At 59.7% G+C, this 19130-nt stretch carries 13 protein-coding genes; 4 read left to right on the forward strand and 9 right to left on the reverse strand.

Going from position 1 to position 19130, the window contains the following annotated elements; genetic code table 11:
• Nucleotides 1-70: 70 nt before the first annotated feature.
• The 9 genes from ACZ6YA_RS08425 to ACZ6YA_RS08465 form a co-directional block, all read right to left on the reverse strand.
• Nucleotides 71-1075, reverse strand: a complete 1005-nt coding sequence (locus ACZ6YA_RS08425) for an MraY family glycosyltransferase (RefSeq protein ID WP_465896648.1) — start codon at nt 1073-1075, stop codon at nt 71-73.
• Nucleotides 1072-2040, reverse strand: coding sequence for a UDP-glucose 4-epimerase family protein (locus tag ACZ6YA_RS08430; protein ID WP_465896649.1), 969 nt, complete (start codon nt 2038-2040; stop codon nt 1072-1074). Before ACZ6YA_RS08430 ends, ACZ6YA_RS08425 begins: the two co-directional genes overlap by 4 nt.
• 50 nt (nt 2041-2090) lie before the next feature.
• Nucleotides 2091-3209, reverse strand: coding sequence for a glycosyltransferase family 4 protein (locus tag ACZ6YA_RS08435; protein ID WP_465896650.1), 1119 nt, complete (start codon nt 3207-3209; stop codon nt 2091-2093).
• Nucleotides 3206-4351, reverse strand: coding sequence for a glycosyltransferase family 4 protein (locus ACZ6YA_RS08440; protein ID WP_465896651.1), 1146 nt, complete (start codon nt 4349-4351; stop codon nt 3206-3208). Before ACZ6YA_RS08440 ends, ACZ6YA_RS08435 begins: the two co-directional genes overlap by 4 nt.
• Nucleotides 4348-5244, reverse strand: coding sequence for a GDP-mannose 4,6-dehydratase (locus ACZ6YA_RS08445; RefSeq protein WP_465896652.1), 897 nt, complete (start codon nt 5242-5244; stop codon nt 4348-4350). The genes ACZ6YA_RS08440 and ACZ6YA_RS08445 overlap by 4 nt, the downstream gene beginning before the upstream one ends.
• Complete coding sequence (gene gmd / locus ACZ6YA_RS08450) at nt 5244-6275, reverse strand: GDP-mannose 4,6-dehydratase (protein ID WP_465896653.1); 1032 nt, start codon at nt 6273-6275, stop codon at nt 5244-5246. The genes ACZ6YA_RS08445 and gmd overlap by 1 nt, the downstream gene beginning before the upstream one ends.
• Nucleotides 6276-6567: 292 nt before the next feature.
• Complete coding sequence (locus ACZ6YA_RS08455) at nt 6568-7935, reverse strand: TolC family outer membrane protein (RefSeq protein ID WP_465896711.1); 1368 nt, start codon at nt 7933-7935, stop codon at nt 6568-6570.
• 35 nt (nt 7936-7970) lie between these two features.
• Complete coding sequence (locus ACZ6YA_RS08460) at nt 7971-9296, reverse strand: HlyD family type I secretion periplasmic adaptor subunit (protein ID WP_465896654.1); 1326 nt, start codon at nt 9294-9296, stop codon at nt 7971-7973.
• A 12-nt stretch (nt 9297-9308) separates the two neighbouring features.
• The gene (locus tag ACZ6YA_RS08465; RefSeq protein WP_465896712.1) at nt 9309-11120 is read right to left on the reverse strand and encodes a type I secretion system permease/ATPase; all 1812 of its coding nucleotides are present in this window, start codon (nt 11118-11120) and stop codon (nt 9309-9311) included.
• A gap of 651 nt (nt 11121-11771) precedes the next feature.
• Here ACZ6YA_RS08465 and ACZ6YA_RS08470 point away from each other — a divergent pair.
• The 4 genes from ACZ6YA_RS08470 to ACZ6YA_RS08485 all read left to right on the forward strand — a co-directional run bounded on the left by ACZ6YA_RS08470 (nt 11772) and on the right by ACZ6YA_RS08485 (nt 19028).
• The gene (locus ACZ6YA_RS08470) at nt 11772-12590 is read left to right on the forward strand and encodes a hypothetical protein (RefSeq protein WP_465896655.1); all 819 of its coding nucleotides are present in this window, start codon (nt 11772-11774) and stop codon (nt 12588-12590) included.
• Nucleotides 12591-12607: 17 nt separating this feature from the next.
• Complete coding sequence (locus tag ACZ6YA_RS08475; RefSeq protein ID WP_465896656.1) at nt 12608-14011, forward strand: DUF4214 domain-containing protein; 1404 nt, start codon at nt 12608-12610, stop codon at nt 14009-14011.
• A gap of 143 nt (nt 14012-14154) precedes the next feature.
• The gene (locus tag ACZ6YA_RS08480) at nt 14155-16629 is read left to right on the forward strand and encodes a glycosyltransferase (RefSeq protein ID WP_465896657.1); all 2475 of its coding nucleotides are present in this window, start codon (nt 14155-14157) and stop codon (nt 16627-16629) included.
• Nucleotides 16626-19028 (forward strand): glycosyltransferase family 2 protein, encoded by a 2403-nt coding sequence (locus ACZ6YA_RS08485; protein ID WP_465896658.1) that lies wholly within the window; start codon nt 16626-16628, stop codon nt 19026-19028. Before ACZ6YA_RS08480 ends, ACZ6YA_RS08485 begins: the two co-directional genes overlap by 4 nt.
• The last annotated feature ends 102 nt before the right edge of the window (nt 19029-19130 follow it).

Genomic DNA, 19130 nt, shown 5'->3' on the forward strand with positions numbered 1-19130 from the left:
CGACCCGGCGGCCTAGCAGCCAAACCGCACATTGAGCGCGATTGCACAATGCCCAGTCCGTTTGGCGATGTTATTCACGTTTCCCTGCGCGATAGTTGATCGCCAGCAGTGTAAGAGGCACATAGGCAACCAAGGTTCCCAGTGCACCGTCCAGTTGCAGCAGCAACACTGCAACCGCCACCGGCAGCAACCAGATCAGGTTGATGGCCGCCACTGCCAGGCTCACCGGCAGATGGCTGCCGTGTTGCCGCGATGCATACTGGTAGGCGTGGCTACGATGGGCTTCATAGACTTTTTCGCCATGTAGCAGTCGCCTACCCAGTGTGAACGTGGCATCAACCACGAACACACCCAAAAGTATTAACCACCCCCAGAATAATAGCGGGTTTATCCAGGCTGCCTGCAAAGCCAGCAGCCCCAGCACAATGCCGAGAAAACCACTCCCGGCATCGCCCATGAAAATCTTCGCCGGTGGAAAGTTCCAGACCAGGAAACCCGCTACTGTCGCGGCCAACATCAACGGCAACCAGATCGCCTGGGTATTGCCGGTGATCCAGTACAGCAGGCAGCCACCGAGGCATACACTGATCGCCTCGATACTGGCGATGCCGTCAATGCCGTCCATGAAGTTGTAGAGGTTGAGCAGCCAGACCAGATAGAACGCCCCTAGGATGGCACTTAGCCAGGCAATATCAAGCTGCACGCCGAAAAGGCTGAGGACTGGCATGCCGCCAAGCCAGTACAAACCCCAGGCCGCCGCCGTGAAGTGCCCCAGCAGCCGCCAGCGCGCGGCGATGTGCCCGTGGTCGTCCATGAAGCCGATCAGCGCAACCAGCCCCCCGGCCCCGAGGAGGCCAACCAGCATTGCCGCAGGTACCACCCCGCTCCATCCCAGCACCACCAGGGCGCCCAGAAAGGTAATGACGAACGCCAGACCGCCACCACGGGGCGTTGGCAAAGTGTGCGAGCTGCGGGCATTGGGAACGTCCATAAGGCTGCGGGACAACGCGTAACGCCGCAGCCCTGCGGTCATGGCAAGCGAGACGAGGCCTGCAGCGATAATCAGCCAGATCATGTGCGATTGTTTTCCAGGAAAGATCGGGCGGTTTCGTTCAGCCCTTGCTCCAACGTGAACGGCGGGCGCCAGCCCAGTAATTGCTGATTCTTGGCGATGTCGACCTGTAACGAGCCGAGTAAGCGCTGGGCCAGGTCATGCCGGCCGACCAGGGCTGCAGCGCCCCGGAGTACCGCAGCCGGCACCGGCAGCAAGCGCGCCGGGCGACCAAGCGCTCGGCCCAGTGCACGCAGGAGCTGGCTCAAAGAGACATCGTCGCCATCGCTGGCCATGAACGTCTGATTGCGAGCCTGCGGATGATCAATGCAGGTAATCACCAAATCAACCAGATTATCTACCGAAATCAGGCTACGGCGGTTATCTACAGCACCCAACGGTAACGGCACGCCACGCTGCACCCAGCGCATCATGCTCTGGAAGTTGGCTTTGACGCCTGGACCGTAGACCAGCACCGGGCGAATGACCACGACCTCCATCCCCGTCGCCCCCGCCAGCTCCCATAACGCCTGCTCCGCTTCATGCTTGGAAATACCGTAGGCGTCCAGCGGCATCTGCGCGTCATCGGCACACAGGGGTTGGCCAGGCTGACTGACTTCGCCATTGACCTTGACCGAGCTGATGAAAATGAAGCGCTTTACACCCGAGGCCGCCGCCTGCCGGGCAAGGCTGAGCGTGCCTTCGACATTGACCCGGCGGAATTCGGCCAGACTGTCGGCGGCAGTTTCCTTCATGACATGCACACGGGCGGCGGCGTGTACCACGGCATCGACACCGGCCAAGGCAGCGCGCCAGTCCGTCGAGGCGGCCAAATCGCCTACCGTGACGGTCGGCACACCGGCCGGCCCCCTGCCAGCACCGCGCACGGCAGCCCGCGGGGCCATGGCACTCAGCAACGCCAATTGGCGACATAGCGCACTGCCCACGAAACCACTGGCCCCGGTGACAAGAATGGTTTTTCTATCCATGAGTGGTCATCCAGCCTGTTTAACCTCGCAGCGGTGGGCACGCAGAAGCATTATTTGCCTTGCAGCAGGCTCCGGTATAACTCGGCGTACGAAGCGGCCATCGCCGGCGCGGTAAACACCGCCTCAAAGCGCTGCAATGCCGCGGCACCCATGGCCTGCGCCATGCTGGGCTCATCCCACAAGCGTTGCATGGCCCGCGCCAGCGCCGGCCCATCGCGAGGCGGCACCACTAGCCCGGTCTGGTCGGCCAGGTTGATGAAGGTGGTACCCGAGCCCATTTCACAGGAAATCAGCGGCTTGCCGTACATGGCCGCCTCCAGCAGCGAGATACCAAACGACTCGGAGCGCAGATGCGACGGAAACACGAAGCCGTAGCACAGCTCCAGCAGCGCCGCTTTATCTTCATCCGGCAGGCCGCCGAGGAAATGCACATGGCTCAGGCCAAGGTCGGCAGCTTGCTGTTTCAGCTGCGCCTCGAGAAAGCCGCCACCCATGATCACCACCGGCAAGCTGTTGATCTTTGCCGCCTGCAGCAGGTAGTCCAAGCCCTTGTAGTAGCGCAACGCACCGACGAACAAGAAGAACCGCTCGCCCAGCCGCTCACGCCAATAGGCCAGCTTTTGCGCGGACGCTTTGGGGTAAGTCGACCGGTCAAGGCCATAGGGAATGATCGAGACCTTGTCTTTGAAGTGCGTCAATACCGGGCTGTGGGCGGCATAGTTGGGCGAAGACGCTACAACGCTGTCGACACTGGAGAAAAAGCGGTTCATCAACGGCTGATAGAGCTTGAGCAGCCACTTCTGCTTGACGATATCCGAGTGATAGCTCACTACGGTCGGTTTGTTCAGCCTTGCGATGAAGTGCACCAGGTCCATGTAGGGCCAGGGGAAATGGTAGTGCACGATGTCCGCTTGCTTGGCCAGCTCGATAAAGTCCTTGAGCGCCGACAGCGAAAAGCCGGTAGAGGCCACGTGCAGATCCAGCTTGGCGCGGTGGGTCAGGTGGTTGGCCACCGGCTCGTTGCGCGCCGCCCCGCGAGGGCTGAGGTAAAGCACTTGCGAGTCGATGCCTTGGGCGCGGCCGCCTTCGGCGATCTGGAAAATGACCTGTTCGATACCGCCCATGGAGTCGGGGTAGTAGGTCTTGAAAAAGTGCAGAACCTTGATCATCGCCCTTCCCTGACCTTCTGATAAACCTCGAGAGTGGCTTGCGTGCAACGCTCCCACGAGAACCTGCTGGCATGGCGCAGCCCCTGCGCCACGGCCGCCGTGCGCCAGGCCTCATCTTCAAGGCCCCGCTGTAGCAATGCGCTCAGGCTGTCAACATCATCAGGCGCGCACATCAAGGCGGCTTCGCCTGCCACTTCCGGCAGCGACGAGCTGTTGGAACACACCACCGGCACCCCGGAACTCATGGCTTCGAGCACCGGCAAACCAAACCCTTCGTAATGCGATGGGAAGGTGAACAGCCTTGCCCCGGCAAACAGCAACGGCAGGTCTTCACTGGGGGCGAAGCCCAGGTAGCGCACCCAACCTTGCTGTTGCGCCCGGGCAATACGTGCGTGGATCGCCTCGCTACGCCAGCCATGGTAGCCGGTGAGAATCAGCGGCCAGCGCTGACGCAGCGGGAGCGGCAACCTGCTGTATGCATCCAGCAAGGTTTCAATGTTCTTGCGCGGCTCGATAGTGCCCACGAACAGGCTGTAACCACCGGGCTGCAGACCGTGACGCGCGAGTGTTTCGCGCAGCAGCTCGGGGTTACGTGGGTAAAACTCCGGCGAACTGGCCAACGGCACCGCATGAATCCGCTCGATGGGCCAGGCGAAGTAATCGGCCAGCTCCTGACGGGTGTAATGCGAGTCGGTGATCAAGGCATCGGCCCGCTCCAGCGTGAGCTTCAGTTCTTTTTGCAGAAAACGCGCGATCTGTGGCGCATGGCAATGGGCCCAGGTGAAGGGCGACAAGTCATGGAAGGTCGCCACACTGCGACCCGCGAACGGCGGCAGGTAATAGTTCGGGCTGTGGTAAAGATATTCCTCGTAGCCCTGCAGTGCGCGCTTTCGCAAGTAGGGCATCAGCCGCCGATAGGCCTCGACTGCCAAGGCGTTCTTCTGCACCACACGCTTGAAGCCATGAACCGCATCGGACTGATCGGATGGCTTGGGCAAAGCCGGCAGGAAGCGCCGGCCCGCGAACAGCCGCAGGTCGGTAACTTCGCTACTTTGTTGCAGCCGTGAAGCCAGTTCGTAGGTATAGCGCCCTATGCCGGTCAGCGGGAAGCGGATCGGCTCGACAGAAAGAATGAGCTTCATTTACCAGCAAGCATCCAACCCAAGGTTTCATCCAGCGACGGGGTTTGCCAGCCCGAAACCAGCGCGCGTAATAGGGCATTGTCGCCACACAGGGTTTTCACCTCGTTGGCGCGGACGAATGCCGGATTGACCTGCACGTCGATCGAGTGGCCGGTAATGGCCGAACATTTGGCGATGACTTCGCGCAACGAATGGGTTTGCCCGGAGCTGACGTTCACCGTCTGCCCCAGTGGGCGCGCTTCGATCAGCCCGCGATAAGCCTGGACCACCGCACGCACGTCACTGAAGTCGCGCCAGACGTCGAGGTTGCCGAGTTCGATGGTGTCGGCCTTGCGGCGGAAATGCGAGACGATCTTGGGCAGCAGGAAGTTTTCTGCCTGCCCAACACCGGTGTAATTGAAGGGACGCGTGATAACGATCGGCAGGCGGTCGAACCACAGCCGGGTCATATATTCCATGGCCAGCTTGCTGACCGCGTAATCATTGGCCGGCGCAGGCAATGTCTGCTCGTCCAGCATCCCTTCGGAAACATTGCCATAGACATTGGCACTGCTGGCAATCAACACGCAATCAGGTGTTTTGCCACAGACTTCGATGGCTTCGAGCAGGTTGCGCGTGCCAACCAGATTGACCTGGTAGAACGCATCGGCAGCCCCATGCCCGACAAACGCAATGGCAGCCAGATGCACGATGACATCCGGCTGCACTTCGGCCAGCAATGCGCGCACGCCCGGGCCGTCGGTAAGATCGACCTGGTAGTAGTCCGGGGCATCCAGCGCCTGGCTGCCCGTACCGACCACTTCATAGCCACTGGCTCGCAACTCGTCCGCCATGTAGCGGCCGGTGAAACCCTGGATCCCTGTGATGAGCGCGCGTTTGCTGGCCATTTGCATCAGAACGAGAACCCTTTTTCGTTACGACGCAGGTCGGCTTCGACCATCATGCGGCACAGCTCTTCCAGGCTGGTTTTCGGTTCCCAACCCAGCACTTCCTTGGCCTTGGCCGGGTTGCCGATCAGCAACTCCACTTCGGCCGGCCGGTAGAATTTCGGGTTGATCACAACCAGAACCTTGCCGCTGGTGGCGCAGGTGCCCTGCTCGGCCTCGTCCTTGCCGCTCCATTTGATTTCGATGCCTGCGGCCTTGAAGGCCATGGAAACGAAGTCACGTACGGTTTCAGTACGGTTGGTGGCCAGCACGAAGGTATCCGGCTCGTCAGCTTGCAGCATGCGCCACATGCCTTCGACGTATTCCTTGGCGAAGCCCCAGTCGCGCTTGGCGTCGAGGTTGCCCAGTTCGAGCTTGTCGAGCAGGCCGAGTTTGATCTTGGCAACCGAGTCGGTGATCTTGCGGGTCACGAACTCACGGCCGCGCAGCGGCGACTCGTGGTTGAACAGGATGCCGCTGGTGGCGAAGATGTTGTACGACTCACGGTAGTTGATGGTCATCCAGTGAGCGTAAAGCTTGGCCACGCCGTAAGGGCTGCGCGGGTAGAACGGAGTGGTTTCGACCTGCGGAATTTCCTGGACCTTGCCGAACATCTCCGAAGTGGACGCCTGATAGAAGCGCACTTTCGGGTTGACGATACGGATGGCTTCGAGCAGGTTCACCGCGCCCAGGCCGGTGATTTCGGCGGTGGTCAGCGGCTGTTCGAACGACACGCCAACGAAGCTCTGTGCAGCGAGGTTGTAGACCTCGGTGGCTTCGGTGGTTTGCAGCAGGCGAATGCTGGCGGACAGGTCGGTCAGGTCGTACTCGACCAGGTGCAGGTTGGGGTTGGTGTGGATCCCCAGTTCCTCAATGCGCCAGAAGTTGACCGAGCTGGTGCGACGATAGGTGCCATAGACCGTATAGCCCTTCTCCAGCAGCAGTTCCGCCAGGTAGGCGCCGTCTTGACCAGTGATCCCAGTGACGATTGCTTTCATGCGACTTAACCAACTCCGATAGTGCCGTGCGGGCATGTGTGATGATGAGACCGGCGCGGGCGATTCCTACCGCGCGCTTTGGGGTACGAAGACGGAGTATACATCTGTTGCCCGGTCTGCTCGACTCTGAAAAAACGCCCGGACGAGAGAGGCAAAAACCGCCCTTTAGCAAGATGGATACCGTTTGACCGGAGCCATAGGATAAGTTCGGATAGCGAGCAAATCCAGAATCAACATAGTAGGAAGTTTCTGAATAAACCCGCCCTGTACAGGATCTTATCCCTGGAAATGCTCAGCGACTGGCATCAAGCCGTGCCACGTCACCACCCGGCAGGCTGGTCTCGGGCACCGGGCTGAGCCAAACGTTGACACTGTCGACACTGTCCTGATTCAACTCCCCGGCCCAGCGATTGAGCAGGAACAGGTTGGTAATGAAGTCATACTGCGACTTCAACAGGTCGCGCCGGGCCTTGAACTCGTTCTGCACACTGGTCAGCACGTCCACCGCATTGACCACCCCATAGGTGAACGCTTTCTGCGAGGCCTCGCTGGATTTCTGCGCCGAGGACAGCGCATTGCGGTTGGCGCGGATCTTCTCGACGCTGGACTGGGCGGTGAGGTACGCCGTGGTGGTTTCCTTGACTACCTGGCGCCGGATGCCTTCCAACTGTTCTTCGGCCGCCAGTTGCTCATCGTACAGGCCCCGGACCCGAGCGGAGGTGGAACCGCCACTGTAGATCGGCACCCGCACCCCGAAGGTGGCGACATAGCTGTCGCTGCGGGGTGCCTGGGTGTTGTCATAGCCCTGGTCGCTTTGCTGCGCACTCAAACTCAGGGTCAGCTGCGGATAATGCTCGCCCTTGCCTTCGCGCACCGCTGCGTTGGCCGCTTCGGCACCACTCTGGTACGACTTGAGCAGTGGATTGGTTTCGATGGCCTGGCTGATCCAGCTCTGCAGCGGACGCGTGGGGGCCTGCAAAGCGACATCATTGCGCACCCGGCTCAGCGGTTCGTTGATCGGCCGCCCTACGATCTCGGCCAATGCCTCGCGACTGACCTGCACCTGATTGCGCGCATCGACCTCCTGCGCCGCCAGGGCATCGACACGCGCCTGCATGTCGAGCTTGTCGGTGATCTTGGCCATCTGCCGGTCGAACATCATGCTGACCCGGTCGAGGTTCAATTGCGTCGCGCGGCGCTCAGCCTGCACCAGCGCCAACTCATCGTCTGCGGCCAAGGCTACGAAATAGCGCTTGGCCAGGTCGACGGTCGCCTCGGCCAGGGTATCCTCGGCCTGTTGCCCCTTCTGGTCCTTGACGCTCTTGGATTTCTGGTAACGCTCCCACGCCGGCTTGTTGTACAGGTACTGGGTCAGGCTGAGCGAATAGGTTTCGTTGTTATAGAGGTCGCGGGTGGTTTCATTCTTGCGCAGCACGCGGCTGGAGTTGGCGTTGGCCGACACTTGCGGCAGCAGGCCACCGAGGGCTTCACGCTGCTGCTCTGCCGCAGAACGCGCGCGGGCGTAGGCCGTGAGCACCCGCGGGTCTTCCAGGCGGGCTTCGCGATACAGGCCGGCAAGGTCCAGCGCGTAGGTCGACGCAGCAACAGCCTTTGGCGCTTCGATTCGAGACTCGACAGCCATCGCCTGCCAGGCGGTCATGCACATCAATACACCGGGTAGCAAACGCAGCACAATCATTCCTCGATCAGCGATTCGGCAAACATGTTGCGCGCCGGTTTCAACAGGTACTGCAACATCGTGCGGTCGCCTGCGTTGATCAGGACCTCGGCTGGCATGCCGGGCTGCAGCTTGCGGTTGCCGAGCTTTTTCATGCCGTCTTCGGTGACTTTGACGCGCACCAGGTAGTACGCGTCACCGCTACGTTCTTCGGTCAGGCTGTCGGCGGAGATACGGGTCAGCTTGCCCTCGATGACCGGCGTCGTGGCCTGGTTGAAGGCACTGAAACGAATGTCGGCGGTCTTGCCCAGCTCCAGCCGGTCGATGTCCTTAGGCGCCACCTTGGCCTCGACCACCAGCTCCGATGACGCTGGCACGATATCCAGCAACGGCGTTGCCGCGCTGACCACACCCCCGATGGTGTGCACCTTCATGTCCAGCACCATGCCGCTCTCTGGCGCACGGATAACCACGCGCGACAGGCGATCACGCAAGGCCGCTTCTTTTTCCTGCAGGTCGAAGACCTGAGCCTGGACATCGGAGAGCTCTCTGGCCACATCGGCGTCAAATTTCTTTTTCAGCTGCACGATCTGCAACTCGGTCTCGCCGATCTGCAGCTTGGTCTTGGTAATGGTCGACTCGTGGTCCGCCACTTCCGTCTTGAGCATGTCGAGCCTGCGCTCCTGCTCAAGCAGGCGCTGGTTATCGACGAAGCCCTCGGCCAACAGCTCTCTGAGCTGCTTGATCTCACCGGAGTAGGATTTCTCCAGATTACGCTTGGTACGGATCATGTCGTTGAGGCCGACGATCTGCTGCTTCATCTGCTCGATGCGCTCGCGGTTGACCGAGATCTCGCCCTGCAGCGAATCGCGCCGCGCCTTGAACACCTGCTGCTCACCGGCCAGCGCCTCCAGGGCACGGTCCGAGTCGGTACCATTCATGGTCACCGATGGAATCGCCTGCATGCCATCACGTTCCGCGCGCAGCCTTGCTTCTTTATAGCGGGCCACAATCAGCTGGTTGCGGGTGGACTCGTACTCGGAGCTGAGCTGGGCTTCGTCCAGCACGATCAGCGGGTCGCCCTGTTTCACCAGATCGCCGTCGCGGGCCAGCAGCTCCTTGACGATGCCGCCTTCCAGGTGCTGCACGGTCTTGCGGTAGTTCTGCACGGTGACGGTACCGGAGCCGTGCACGGCGTTGCTCAGGGGCGCGAACGCGGCCCAGGTGCCAAAGATGCCGAAGGTGACGAACACGATGGTCATGCCGACGCGGCGGATGCCGCGATCGGAGGTGGGCATGTCGTCGAAATTGTGGTCGAACGTGGTGATCGCTTTACTGCTCATCTGGAAATCCTTTCACGCGCCGGTGCTGGTCGTAATGACGGGCGCAGCGGCAGCCGCCGCGGGGGGAGCCGAAGGTGGAGCGACAGGCGCGGCCGCCGGTGGTTGCGGCGCTGCTGGCTGGGCAACGCGCTGTTGGCCCTTGGCTTGTTGCGCGGCCAGCTCTGCAATCACACGGTCACGTTCGCCGTACAACGACACGGTGCCGTTAGCCATCACCAGGATGCGGTCCAGGCGGGTGAGGATGTTCGGGCGGTGCGATACGATGAACACTGTGGCGCCGCTTTCCTTGAGTTTTTGCAGGGCGACGCCCAGTGCACGCTCGCCGACGTCGTCCAGGTTGGAGTTGGGCTCGTCCAGCACGATCAGGCGCGGGTTGCCATAGACAGCCCGGGCCAGGCCGATGCGCTGACGCTGGCCGCCCGACAAGTTAACGCCGTCGCTGCCGATGACCGTGTCGTAACCGTCGGGGAGCATCAAGATCATTTCGTGTACGCCAGCCAGTTGCGCGGCTTGCACGACCTTCTCCGGGTCGACTTTGTCGAACCGGGCGATGTTCTCGCTGATGCTGCCTTCAAATAGCTCGATGTCTTGCGGCAGATAGCCCACGTAGGGGCCGAGGGCATGCTTGTCCCAGCTGGCGATGTCGGCGCCATCCAGGCGCACCACGCCATGTTGCGCCGGCCAGATGCCCATCAAGGCGCGAACCAGTGTGGACTTGCCCGCGGCGCTGGGGCCGACGACTCCGACGATGGAGCCGGCGGGAACGACGAAACTGATGTTGCGCAGGACGGGGGCCTTGGCGCCCGGTGGCGCTACGATCAGGTTTTCTACCTGGATGTGACCTTGCGGAGCCGGGAGCGGCATGCGTTCTGGTTCTTTGTTGAGGTCGTCCATCACCTTGCTCAGGCGGTCGTACTGGACCTTGGCGGAAACGAAGCCTTTCCAGCTGCCGATCATCTGGTCAATTGGAGAAAGCGCACGACCGAGCAGCAGAGACCCTGCCATCAGCAGGCCGGGATTGATCTGCTGGGTGACCACAAGATACGCCCCGATTGCCAGCATGATCGACTGCGACCACATCCGGAAGGTTTTTGAAGTTGAACTTACCAGCCCACCCTTATCGCTTGCTTCGGACTGCAGCAGCATGATGCGGCGCTGGCGCTTGGCCCAGCGATTCATCAGCGTTTCCAACATGCCCATCGACTCGATGACTTCCGCATTGCGCAAGGACTTGGAAGTGATGATGTTGGAAGCAACGTTTTCTTTGTTGGCAGTGGCAAGCGCCTTCCCAGTCACGCGATGGTTCACTACCGCAAGACCCGTCAGCACCACACCACATGCAAGGGTCATACAACCGAACCATGGATGGAACACGAACATGATCGCGGTGTAGATGGGAAACCATGGGGCGTCGAAAAATGCGAAAACGCCTGGACCAGTGAAGAACTGACGCAGTGCCGTCAGGTCATTCAGCGACTGAGCAGTGGCATCCGAACCACCGCTATTCAGTGCTCGCTTGAAGCTGGCCCGATACACATCGCGACTGAGCATCACATCCAGACGGTTGCTGATACGCACCATGATGCGTGATCGCACCCATTCAAGCGCACCCATGGTCGCCATCAGGACTGTCAGGATCAGAGTCAGCATCAGCAGAGTGGATGTACTGCTGGAAGGGACGACGCGCCCCGACACCTGAATCATGAAGAACGTGGGGACCAGCAGAAGGGCATTGACGAAGAAGCTGAAGAAACCGACCGAAAGGAAGCTGCTTTTACAGGCTTTGAGGGCGGCGTGCAGGTTATTTTCGGGTAGAGAACTCATGGTATCCATACTGAGAAGTGCGAAAACGGCCGGCAGTGTAACACCCACTTGCTTGCACGGAGTGCTTGATTGCCCGCATTGAAGTGTAACCAGCCGACGAACCGTCGATTAAACAACCTGTTTATGAAATATGACGGTGCTAGAAACGGTTGACGCCATGAGTGCAGCAATACCGGTAAGCCGGTCGAAAATCGCTTACTTACGCAGCAAATTGCCATGATTCGACCATGAACCGCTTATAAACCCTGGCTAGGCGACGAGATGACCGACACAAGCCAGAAAAAGCTAGAATATTGACGCCAAGAATTTTAACTGCACAACTCGCTGATTTTAATGAATTTTTTTTAAATAGAACGGTCGTGCAAAATGGATCCTTATACCCACATAGCACCGTGCGATCTCTGCACAGAACGTTTGGTTCCCAGAAAACGTGAAATTTTTTTTATCTTTGCTGGTTGACAACTTTTTCACATCCCTGCATCTTCGCCCTTCGCAGGGAGCCTCCAATGGCCGTTTAGTGCATGCACAGGTTTGAGCAAGTTAGCTGCCGGTGTTTCGATTTAAAAGGAGCTTAACAAGGCCATGTCTTTGCCTTCACACACCCTTGATGGCTTGAAAATAAGCTCTCGAGTCACGCTGCTCGAGCCTGGGATGTATATCTTTCGTTATGCCTCCCAGCCACCGGCCAACAAGCCCGTGTGTATTGCTTTGCAACAAGCACCTCTCGGCAAGGGCTCCATCGACTTCTTCCCCGCCGAAGGCGTCAGCAAGAACATGCTGAGCAAGTTGGGTGACACCATCGTCGCCCGGGTCAAGGCCGGCGTGACCACTGTGCTGATCACCGAATACCACATGTTCGACGACGTGATCGAACCGATCGACCTGCGCATTGACCGCATCGACACCTCCCCCGCCATCATGCGCACGTTTGCCGTGGTCGCCAACGCAGAGCCGGCACCGGCCATCGCTACCGAGCAGGTGGGCATGCCCGTCTCAATTACCGCGAAGTTGCAGAATAGCGGCGAAGTGAGCTCCAGCGAAGGCTGGGTAGGCGCACCGGACAACGATGAATTCATTGAAGGCTTCGCCATCGAATGGGCAGACAAGCCCGCAGGCGTTGACTTGCTGTACACCTGCATGGTGGCCGGCTCCGGCCCCAGCCGTAATGTTTCCACTGGCACTTTCGTGGGTGCCCGAGGCCAAGGCCTGCCGCTGATCTGCGCAGGCTTCAGCCTGGTCGGCCCGCACCGCAAAGGCTACGAATTGACAGGCCATATCGTATTCGGCAACGCCGAGCCGCAACGCCTGGTCGCCAATCAGATGATGCATGGCCCCACCGGCACCGAGCCGTTGGTGGCGCTGCATATCGCCATTACTCCCGTTACGAAGATGAACGCTGCCCGCTCTAAGTCTCCGTGGGAAAACTCTGCGCTTCAGCAGAATCTCAGTGCAACAAGCCAATTGGCTTGAAGTAACAGGAATGAATGATGCAATACGATAATCCCGTCTCTGGCTCCGAGCTGCAAGACAACCTGTCCGCCAACCTGTCGGCAACTACCGTTGACGCTATCAGCTCCCTGCTGGGCCTGAACGCCGAAGAAGCAACTGTAAACATTGCTACCTTCGACGGTGTGAACCTGACCCTGCCTACCAATGGCACCGCGGACGTAGTCACCGGCGAAATCGTTGGTGCTAAAGGCGACCAGGTCAACGTCAACCTGTCCGCAGCACAAGCCGCAGGTGCCAACACCTTCATCCTGAACAGCGAAGCCAACCTGGTTGTCAACGTTCCAACCCCAGTTCAGGCCTTCGCAGCCCTGGCTGAAGGCAGCGCGCCTCAGGTTGACCAGATCGTGGTTACCGGTATCGGCGATGACGTCATCACCGTTTCGGGCGATCAGAACGTTCACATTGATGCAGGTGCCGGCAACGACACCATCATCACCGGCAATGGCAACAACACCGTTGTCGCTGGCGAAGGCAACAACTACGTGAAGACCGGTTCGGGCTCCGACACCGTGATCCTGAGCGGCAGCAACCACGCTGACGTGGTTGACACCGGTGCAGGCTTCGACGTTGTCCAGCTGGACGGCTCGCGTGATGCCTACGACTTCGCTGTGGTCAACAACTCCACCGTGAACCTGACCGGCAACCAGACTGCCCTGATCAGCAACGCTGAGTTCCTGACCTTCGGCAATGGTGACACTGTTGCGCTGGCTCACAGCGATGAAGAAGCAGCAGCTCTGCGCCTGTTCCAAGGTATCTTGGGCCGTGATGCTGACGCCGAAGGCGCGCAGAACTTCGCTGCAGCAGTCAATGGCGGCGCTTCGCTGCAAGACCTCGCCAGCTCGTTCCTGAACTCCTCGGAGTTCACCAGCGCTGTCAACGCTACCGACATCAACGAGCTGTACAAAGCTCTGCTGGGTCGCGACGCTGACGAAAGCGGCGCAAGCGCTTGGCAAGCAGTGCTGGCCAACGGTGGCACCGCTGCTGACGTTGCTGCTGCAATCGCTGTATCCGCTGAAGCTCAAGCTGCGAACTCGTCGAACGCCGACTTCGTGAGCAGCCTGTACAGCAACGTGCTGGGTCGCAACGTTGAACAGGAAGGCCTGGACAACTGGGTATCCGCGCTGTTCAACGGTGCAAGCCGTGCAGACGTTGCTAAGAGCATCGTCGGTTCGGCCGAGGCTGCACACAAGTCCGATAGCGACTTCGTCGACGCCCTGTACCAGTCCGCGCTGGGCCGTACCGCCGATGAAGGTGGCAAGGCGAACTGGATGGCTGTCCTGGAGAACGGCGGCAGCCACGCCGACGTCGCCCTGGGCATCGTTGGTTCCGCTGAAGCTGCTGATCACATCGACAACGTCGTTGTGCTGCACGGCCAAGTGTAACTAGCCCTGCCGTAGCGAAGCGTATGCCCGGCCGCAAGGCCGGGTGTATGCAAAGGGGCGACTTCCGGGTCGCCCCTCTTTTTATTTTTTGTAGTCAAGCCAAGCTTATGTCCAGACTCCTCGACCATGGGCGAGAAACGCTCATGGACATTTTCCACCGCCATCGCCAAGCCAACGAGCAGGGCCTTGCGGCTGCTGCGCTCGAGCGTGCCATGCAAACCGCCGAGTACCGGCCAGAAGCATTGGTGTGGAAAGGCATTGCGGCCCTGCCGCAGGCGCCCGAGCTGGCCTTTTTATTTTTCAGCAATGCGGCCAAGGCATTGCCAGACCGCGCTGACATCCACGCCCTGATCGGCCGCAGCTTGCTGGCCCAGGGGCACGGCGCCCTCGCCTGTAAATACCTGACCTCCGCCTGGCGCAGACAGCCCAATGAACCGGCGCTGCGCATGACCCTCTGGCAAGCCCGCAGCGAAACGCAAACGCCTGCCGAACTGCGCCGCATGATCCTCGCTCACCTGCCCGAGATCACTGCCGGCAACGAGTTGGCACTGGTTCTCAAATTGCTCGCCGCACAGCCCGATGCACCCGGCACGGTCGGTGTGATGCGCTACGTGGAAGCGCGCCGTGAAATCCATGGTTGGGCCATCGACCTGCGCAACCCGCAGGCACCGGCGGCACTGCAGCTTGAGGCCAACGGCGGCAAGGCCGATACCCTCGCCAGCGCCCCACACCCGCTGCTCACCGCAGCTGGCCTGCCCGCCACCCACGGCGGCATCCGCATCAGCGTGCCCAACCCGACACCAAAGGTGCACGTGCGCTTCGCCGATGGCAGCGCGCTGCTGGGCAGCCCGGTGTACGCAATGCCGGCCTTCGTGCCCCCGCCGCCAGCCGGGGGTGGCGGCGAACTGCAACCGGTCGATGTGCTGATCCCGGTGTACGACGGGCTGGATGAAACCCTCGAATGCATCAACAGGGCACTTGAGGCACGCAAGCTCAACCGCACGGCGCACCGCCTGGTGGTGATCGACGATGCGACACCGCAGCCCAAGCTCGCCAAAGCCCTGACGCTGCTGGCTGCCAAAGGCAAGATCACCCTGGTGCGCAATGCCGTGAACCTCGGCTTCATCCGCACCATGAACCGTGCCATGGCCCTGAGCCCGAACAAGGATGTGGTCTGGCTGAATTCCGACACTCGAGTACACGGTGCTTGGCTCGACCGCCTGCGCAAAGTCGCTTACAGCGAAAGCCACATCGCCTCGGTAACGCCCTTCACCAATAATGGCGAGCTGATGAGCTTCCCGCGCAGCCAAGTCTGTCATGCCATGCCCAGCGCCAAACAGCAGGGCGAGCTCGATGAGCTGGCCCGGCAAGTCGACAGCCCGCCGATTGAGATCGAGACCGGCTGTGGTTTCTGCCTGTACATCAAGCGCGCCGCGCTGGATGAAGTGGGCTACCTGGACGAAGTGCACCTGTCACGCGGCTACGGAGAAGAGACCGACTGGTGCCTGCGAGCCCGCGGCCTGGGCTGGCGTCACATGGGCGCGCCAAATGTGTTCGTGGCACACCAGGGAGGGATCTCGTTCGGCGCCGAAAAGGTCATGCGCGTGGCGCACAACAACGCCATCCTGCGCCAACGTTACCCGGACGCCTCGGCGCGCTACAACGCCTTTTGCCTGCGCGATCCGATCAAGCTGGCCCGGCAAGCCCTGCAGCGCGCTCGCCTTGCCCAACTGAGTGACAAGGCACTAGCCGAGCCCAGCGCTCGTTGGCCGGAGAAAACAGATCGCATCTTGTACATCCATGACGGTACTTGTCGCGATGCAGCCTTCAGCCTTACTTACCATTGGGAAAGTAGTCGAACCTGGGTCTCGCTCGAAGCCCCGCTACAACCCCTTGCGCTGTATTTAGAGTTTGAACTGCCGAGAGATTACAGCCAACTGGTCGAGTGCCTGCGGAAAATGCCACTGCAAACGCTGGCTTTCGATCGACTTGCACGCTGCCCGACCCTGCTCTGCGATCTGCCCGCGCAGCTGGGAATTCCTTACAACATTGTTTGCCGTGACGACAGCCTGCTAAGCAAGAATATCGGCTTCGACTGGCAGCGCTTCTCCTATGAAGCAGCGAGCATCCAACTACCCTGGAAGCTACTTCGCCAGACCTATGCCAGCGCATTGCCAGAAGCAAAGGTGCATGTCCAAACAGTATCCAAATGCACCGCACCAGCCGCCAAGGCCCCGCGCGCTCTGATGATCGGCGACACGCTTCAAGACCCTGCCATTGCCCAGCGTTGGTTACACGTAGCCAGGGAGATTACTCGAAGTCAGCTGCCGATACGGTTACTGGTAACGGAAGATACCCCCTGGCTGAAAGCGCTAACGATAACTGGCGCGGTGCATTTTTTGCCCAAGCTTCATGACTTCAGCCTTGACGAGCTCGCGCAGTCTGCTGGGTGTGACGGCGTCGCCAGCCTTGCTGACCCTGTGGGTGCTGACTGGTTTGCCCCCATGTTGGCCAATGAACTGAAATTGGCGCTATATGCCAGTCCGAGCCTGCTGGCTACCGAAGCAGGCGCGATAGCTCTCTCCTCTTTGCCTTTTTCACTGAGCCTGGACCAATGACTCAACACCTCATGGACAAACCGCAGGCGGGCCACCAACCCGTCGCGCTCTCCTCTTTCAGCGGCGCCATCCTGGGGCTGCAGGGTGACGTGTTACATGGCTGGGCCGTGGATACTGCACAACCAGAACTACGCCCGGTAGTCGAAGTGTTTATCGATGGAGCAAGTGTGGCCTTAGCTCGCGCCGACCAATTTGAACCGCAGTCGCCGACGGGTGATCAGTTCCATGGTTTTGCCGTGCAGTTGCGGCAGAGCTGGTTAGACGAGGCCCGTGTGATCAGCGCACAAATCGCTAATCAGGCAGTCGTGCTTGGTGGCCAGATCATACTGCCCGCCGCACCTAGCCAGGACAGCACCTCCGTTACCTCGCAGGTATGGCATACAGGTGGCCTGCGGATCGGGGGCTGGTGTTGGGACCCACTGGCCCCCCATCGCCATGTGGAGGTAACCGTTCGCGAAGGCAATAGAGTAATCAGCCAGACCATCTGCGATGCCCATCACCAGGCACTGGCGTACCGCGCCACCAGTGACCATGGCTTTAACATTGACCTGCCCTGGGAGCTCAGCGACGGTAAAGTCCATGTCCTCGACGTTGTAAATGACCTCGGACGACCACTTCCCGGTAGCCCAATTCGCCTTTGTTGCTGGCCAGAGGGCGCAGAAGGACTGCTAGCGCAATTGGGCTCTAAGCAAGAACCAGAAACCCTGGCTTTGCTCACTGAAGTAGCCAAGGAGCAGGCTCTACGCCTGCCCAAGAGCGCAGGCTGGCAAAATTACCCGCAATGGTTCGAGGCATTCCAGCAAGTGAAAGGAGATTACTGCCCGCCACTGCAAGGAAAGCTCGGCCTGTTGTTGATCAGCGAGGGGGATTCGCTACTGGAGCAAACTAGCCTCTCGAGCTTTAGCGCTTTCAGTGAGAACGTGCATGAACAGCTTACCGCGTCGCCGGACGATCTGGCGCCGGCTATCGCCCAGCTGCTCGAAGCCGGTTGCGACCGTATCCTGCCCCTGTGCGCAGGTGACCGCCTGGCTCCAATGACACTGCCATACCTCAGCGCATTACTCGACGATGGCAGTGCCTGGGCTTATGCGGACTGCGACCACGATGGCCCGCAAACTGAACGAACCCATCCATGGTTCAAACCGGTGTGGGACATCGACTTGTTCATTGGCGCAGACCTATTCACACCCGGAGCAATCTTCAGCGCAAGCATAATTAAGCAAGCGCTCGAACGCCTGGAACAGCATACGCAGCACACCGCTGTAAATTGGGATCATTTGGTGGTGGGCGTTGCACTGGCCACGCATGAAACCAATGCAAGCGTGGCTCACTTGCCGCACGTGCTTTACCATCGGTCCGGGCATTTGCCAGCCAGCCCTGAACAGGCGGAGTATTCGCTGCAAAGGCAGCAGGCTGTGGAATGGCTGTGCGAGCGCTTAGCGCCCGGCGCAACAGTAAGCAAAGTGCCGGATTATCCTGCACTATTCAGGGCACACTGGCCATTACCGGAGCAGTTACCTCGCGTCAGCCTCATTGTGCCTACGCGAGATCACTACACATTGCTGCACGCGTGCATTGAGGGACTGCTGAACGACACCGATTACCCTAACCTGGAAATTATCGTTGTTGATAACCAGTCCAGCGACCCCGAAACGTTGGCTTACTTCGACGATATAAAAGAACGGGGTGTCCATATACTGCGCCACCCCTACCCGTTCAACTACTCGACTATCAACAACCGAGCGGTCAGCGTTGCCACAGGCGAACTGATTGGTTTGGTCAATAATGATATCGAAATCATCGAAAGCGGCTGGCTCAAAGAAATGGTGGCTCAAGCGTTGCGCCCATGCGTAGGTGCGGTCGGCGCTAAACTGCTATGGCCAAATCGTATGGTTCAACATGGCGGCGTGGTCGTTGGCGTAAACGGGCTGGCGGCACACACCGGCAACCACCTTGACCATCGAGATGCTGGATATCTAGGAACAAATCAGCTTACCCGACAGCAAAGCGCCATTACTGCGGCCTGCCTATTGATGCATAAATCGGTTTTTGATTCTGTGGCGGGCCTGGATGAATGTGCATTCCCTGTAGCGTTCAATGATGTAGACCTGTGCTTACGCGTACAACATAAGGGGATGAAGCTCATCTGGACTGCTCACGCCGTCTTGATACACGCCGAATCCGCCAGCCGCGGAAAAGATGAGACATCTGAAAAACGGTCGAGAGCCAAGCGCGAGCAAGATAACTTTATTGCGAAATGGACTTCACGCGGCCAGTCAGATCCCTTCTATAGCCCCGCCCTCAGTCTCGACTATCTTTCAGGGCCGTACGGGGGGCTGGCAATGCCCGCACGAGCAAAACGAGTTAGGCACAATAAACCACTACAAGAAACCCCATAAAACCCTATTTGCAGTCGCTCCGCCTGAAGCTGCCCGGTGTCCCGTAAACGCACCTGAGATTTTAGCGATGGCGGTGCTACCACACACTCAAATTTCACGGCT

The sequence above is a fragment of the Pseudomonas sp. NPDC090752 genome, from assembly GCF_055584805.1.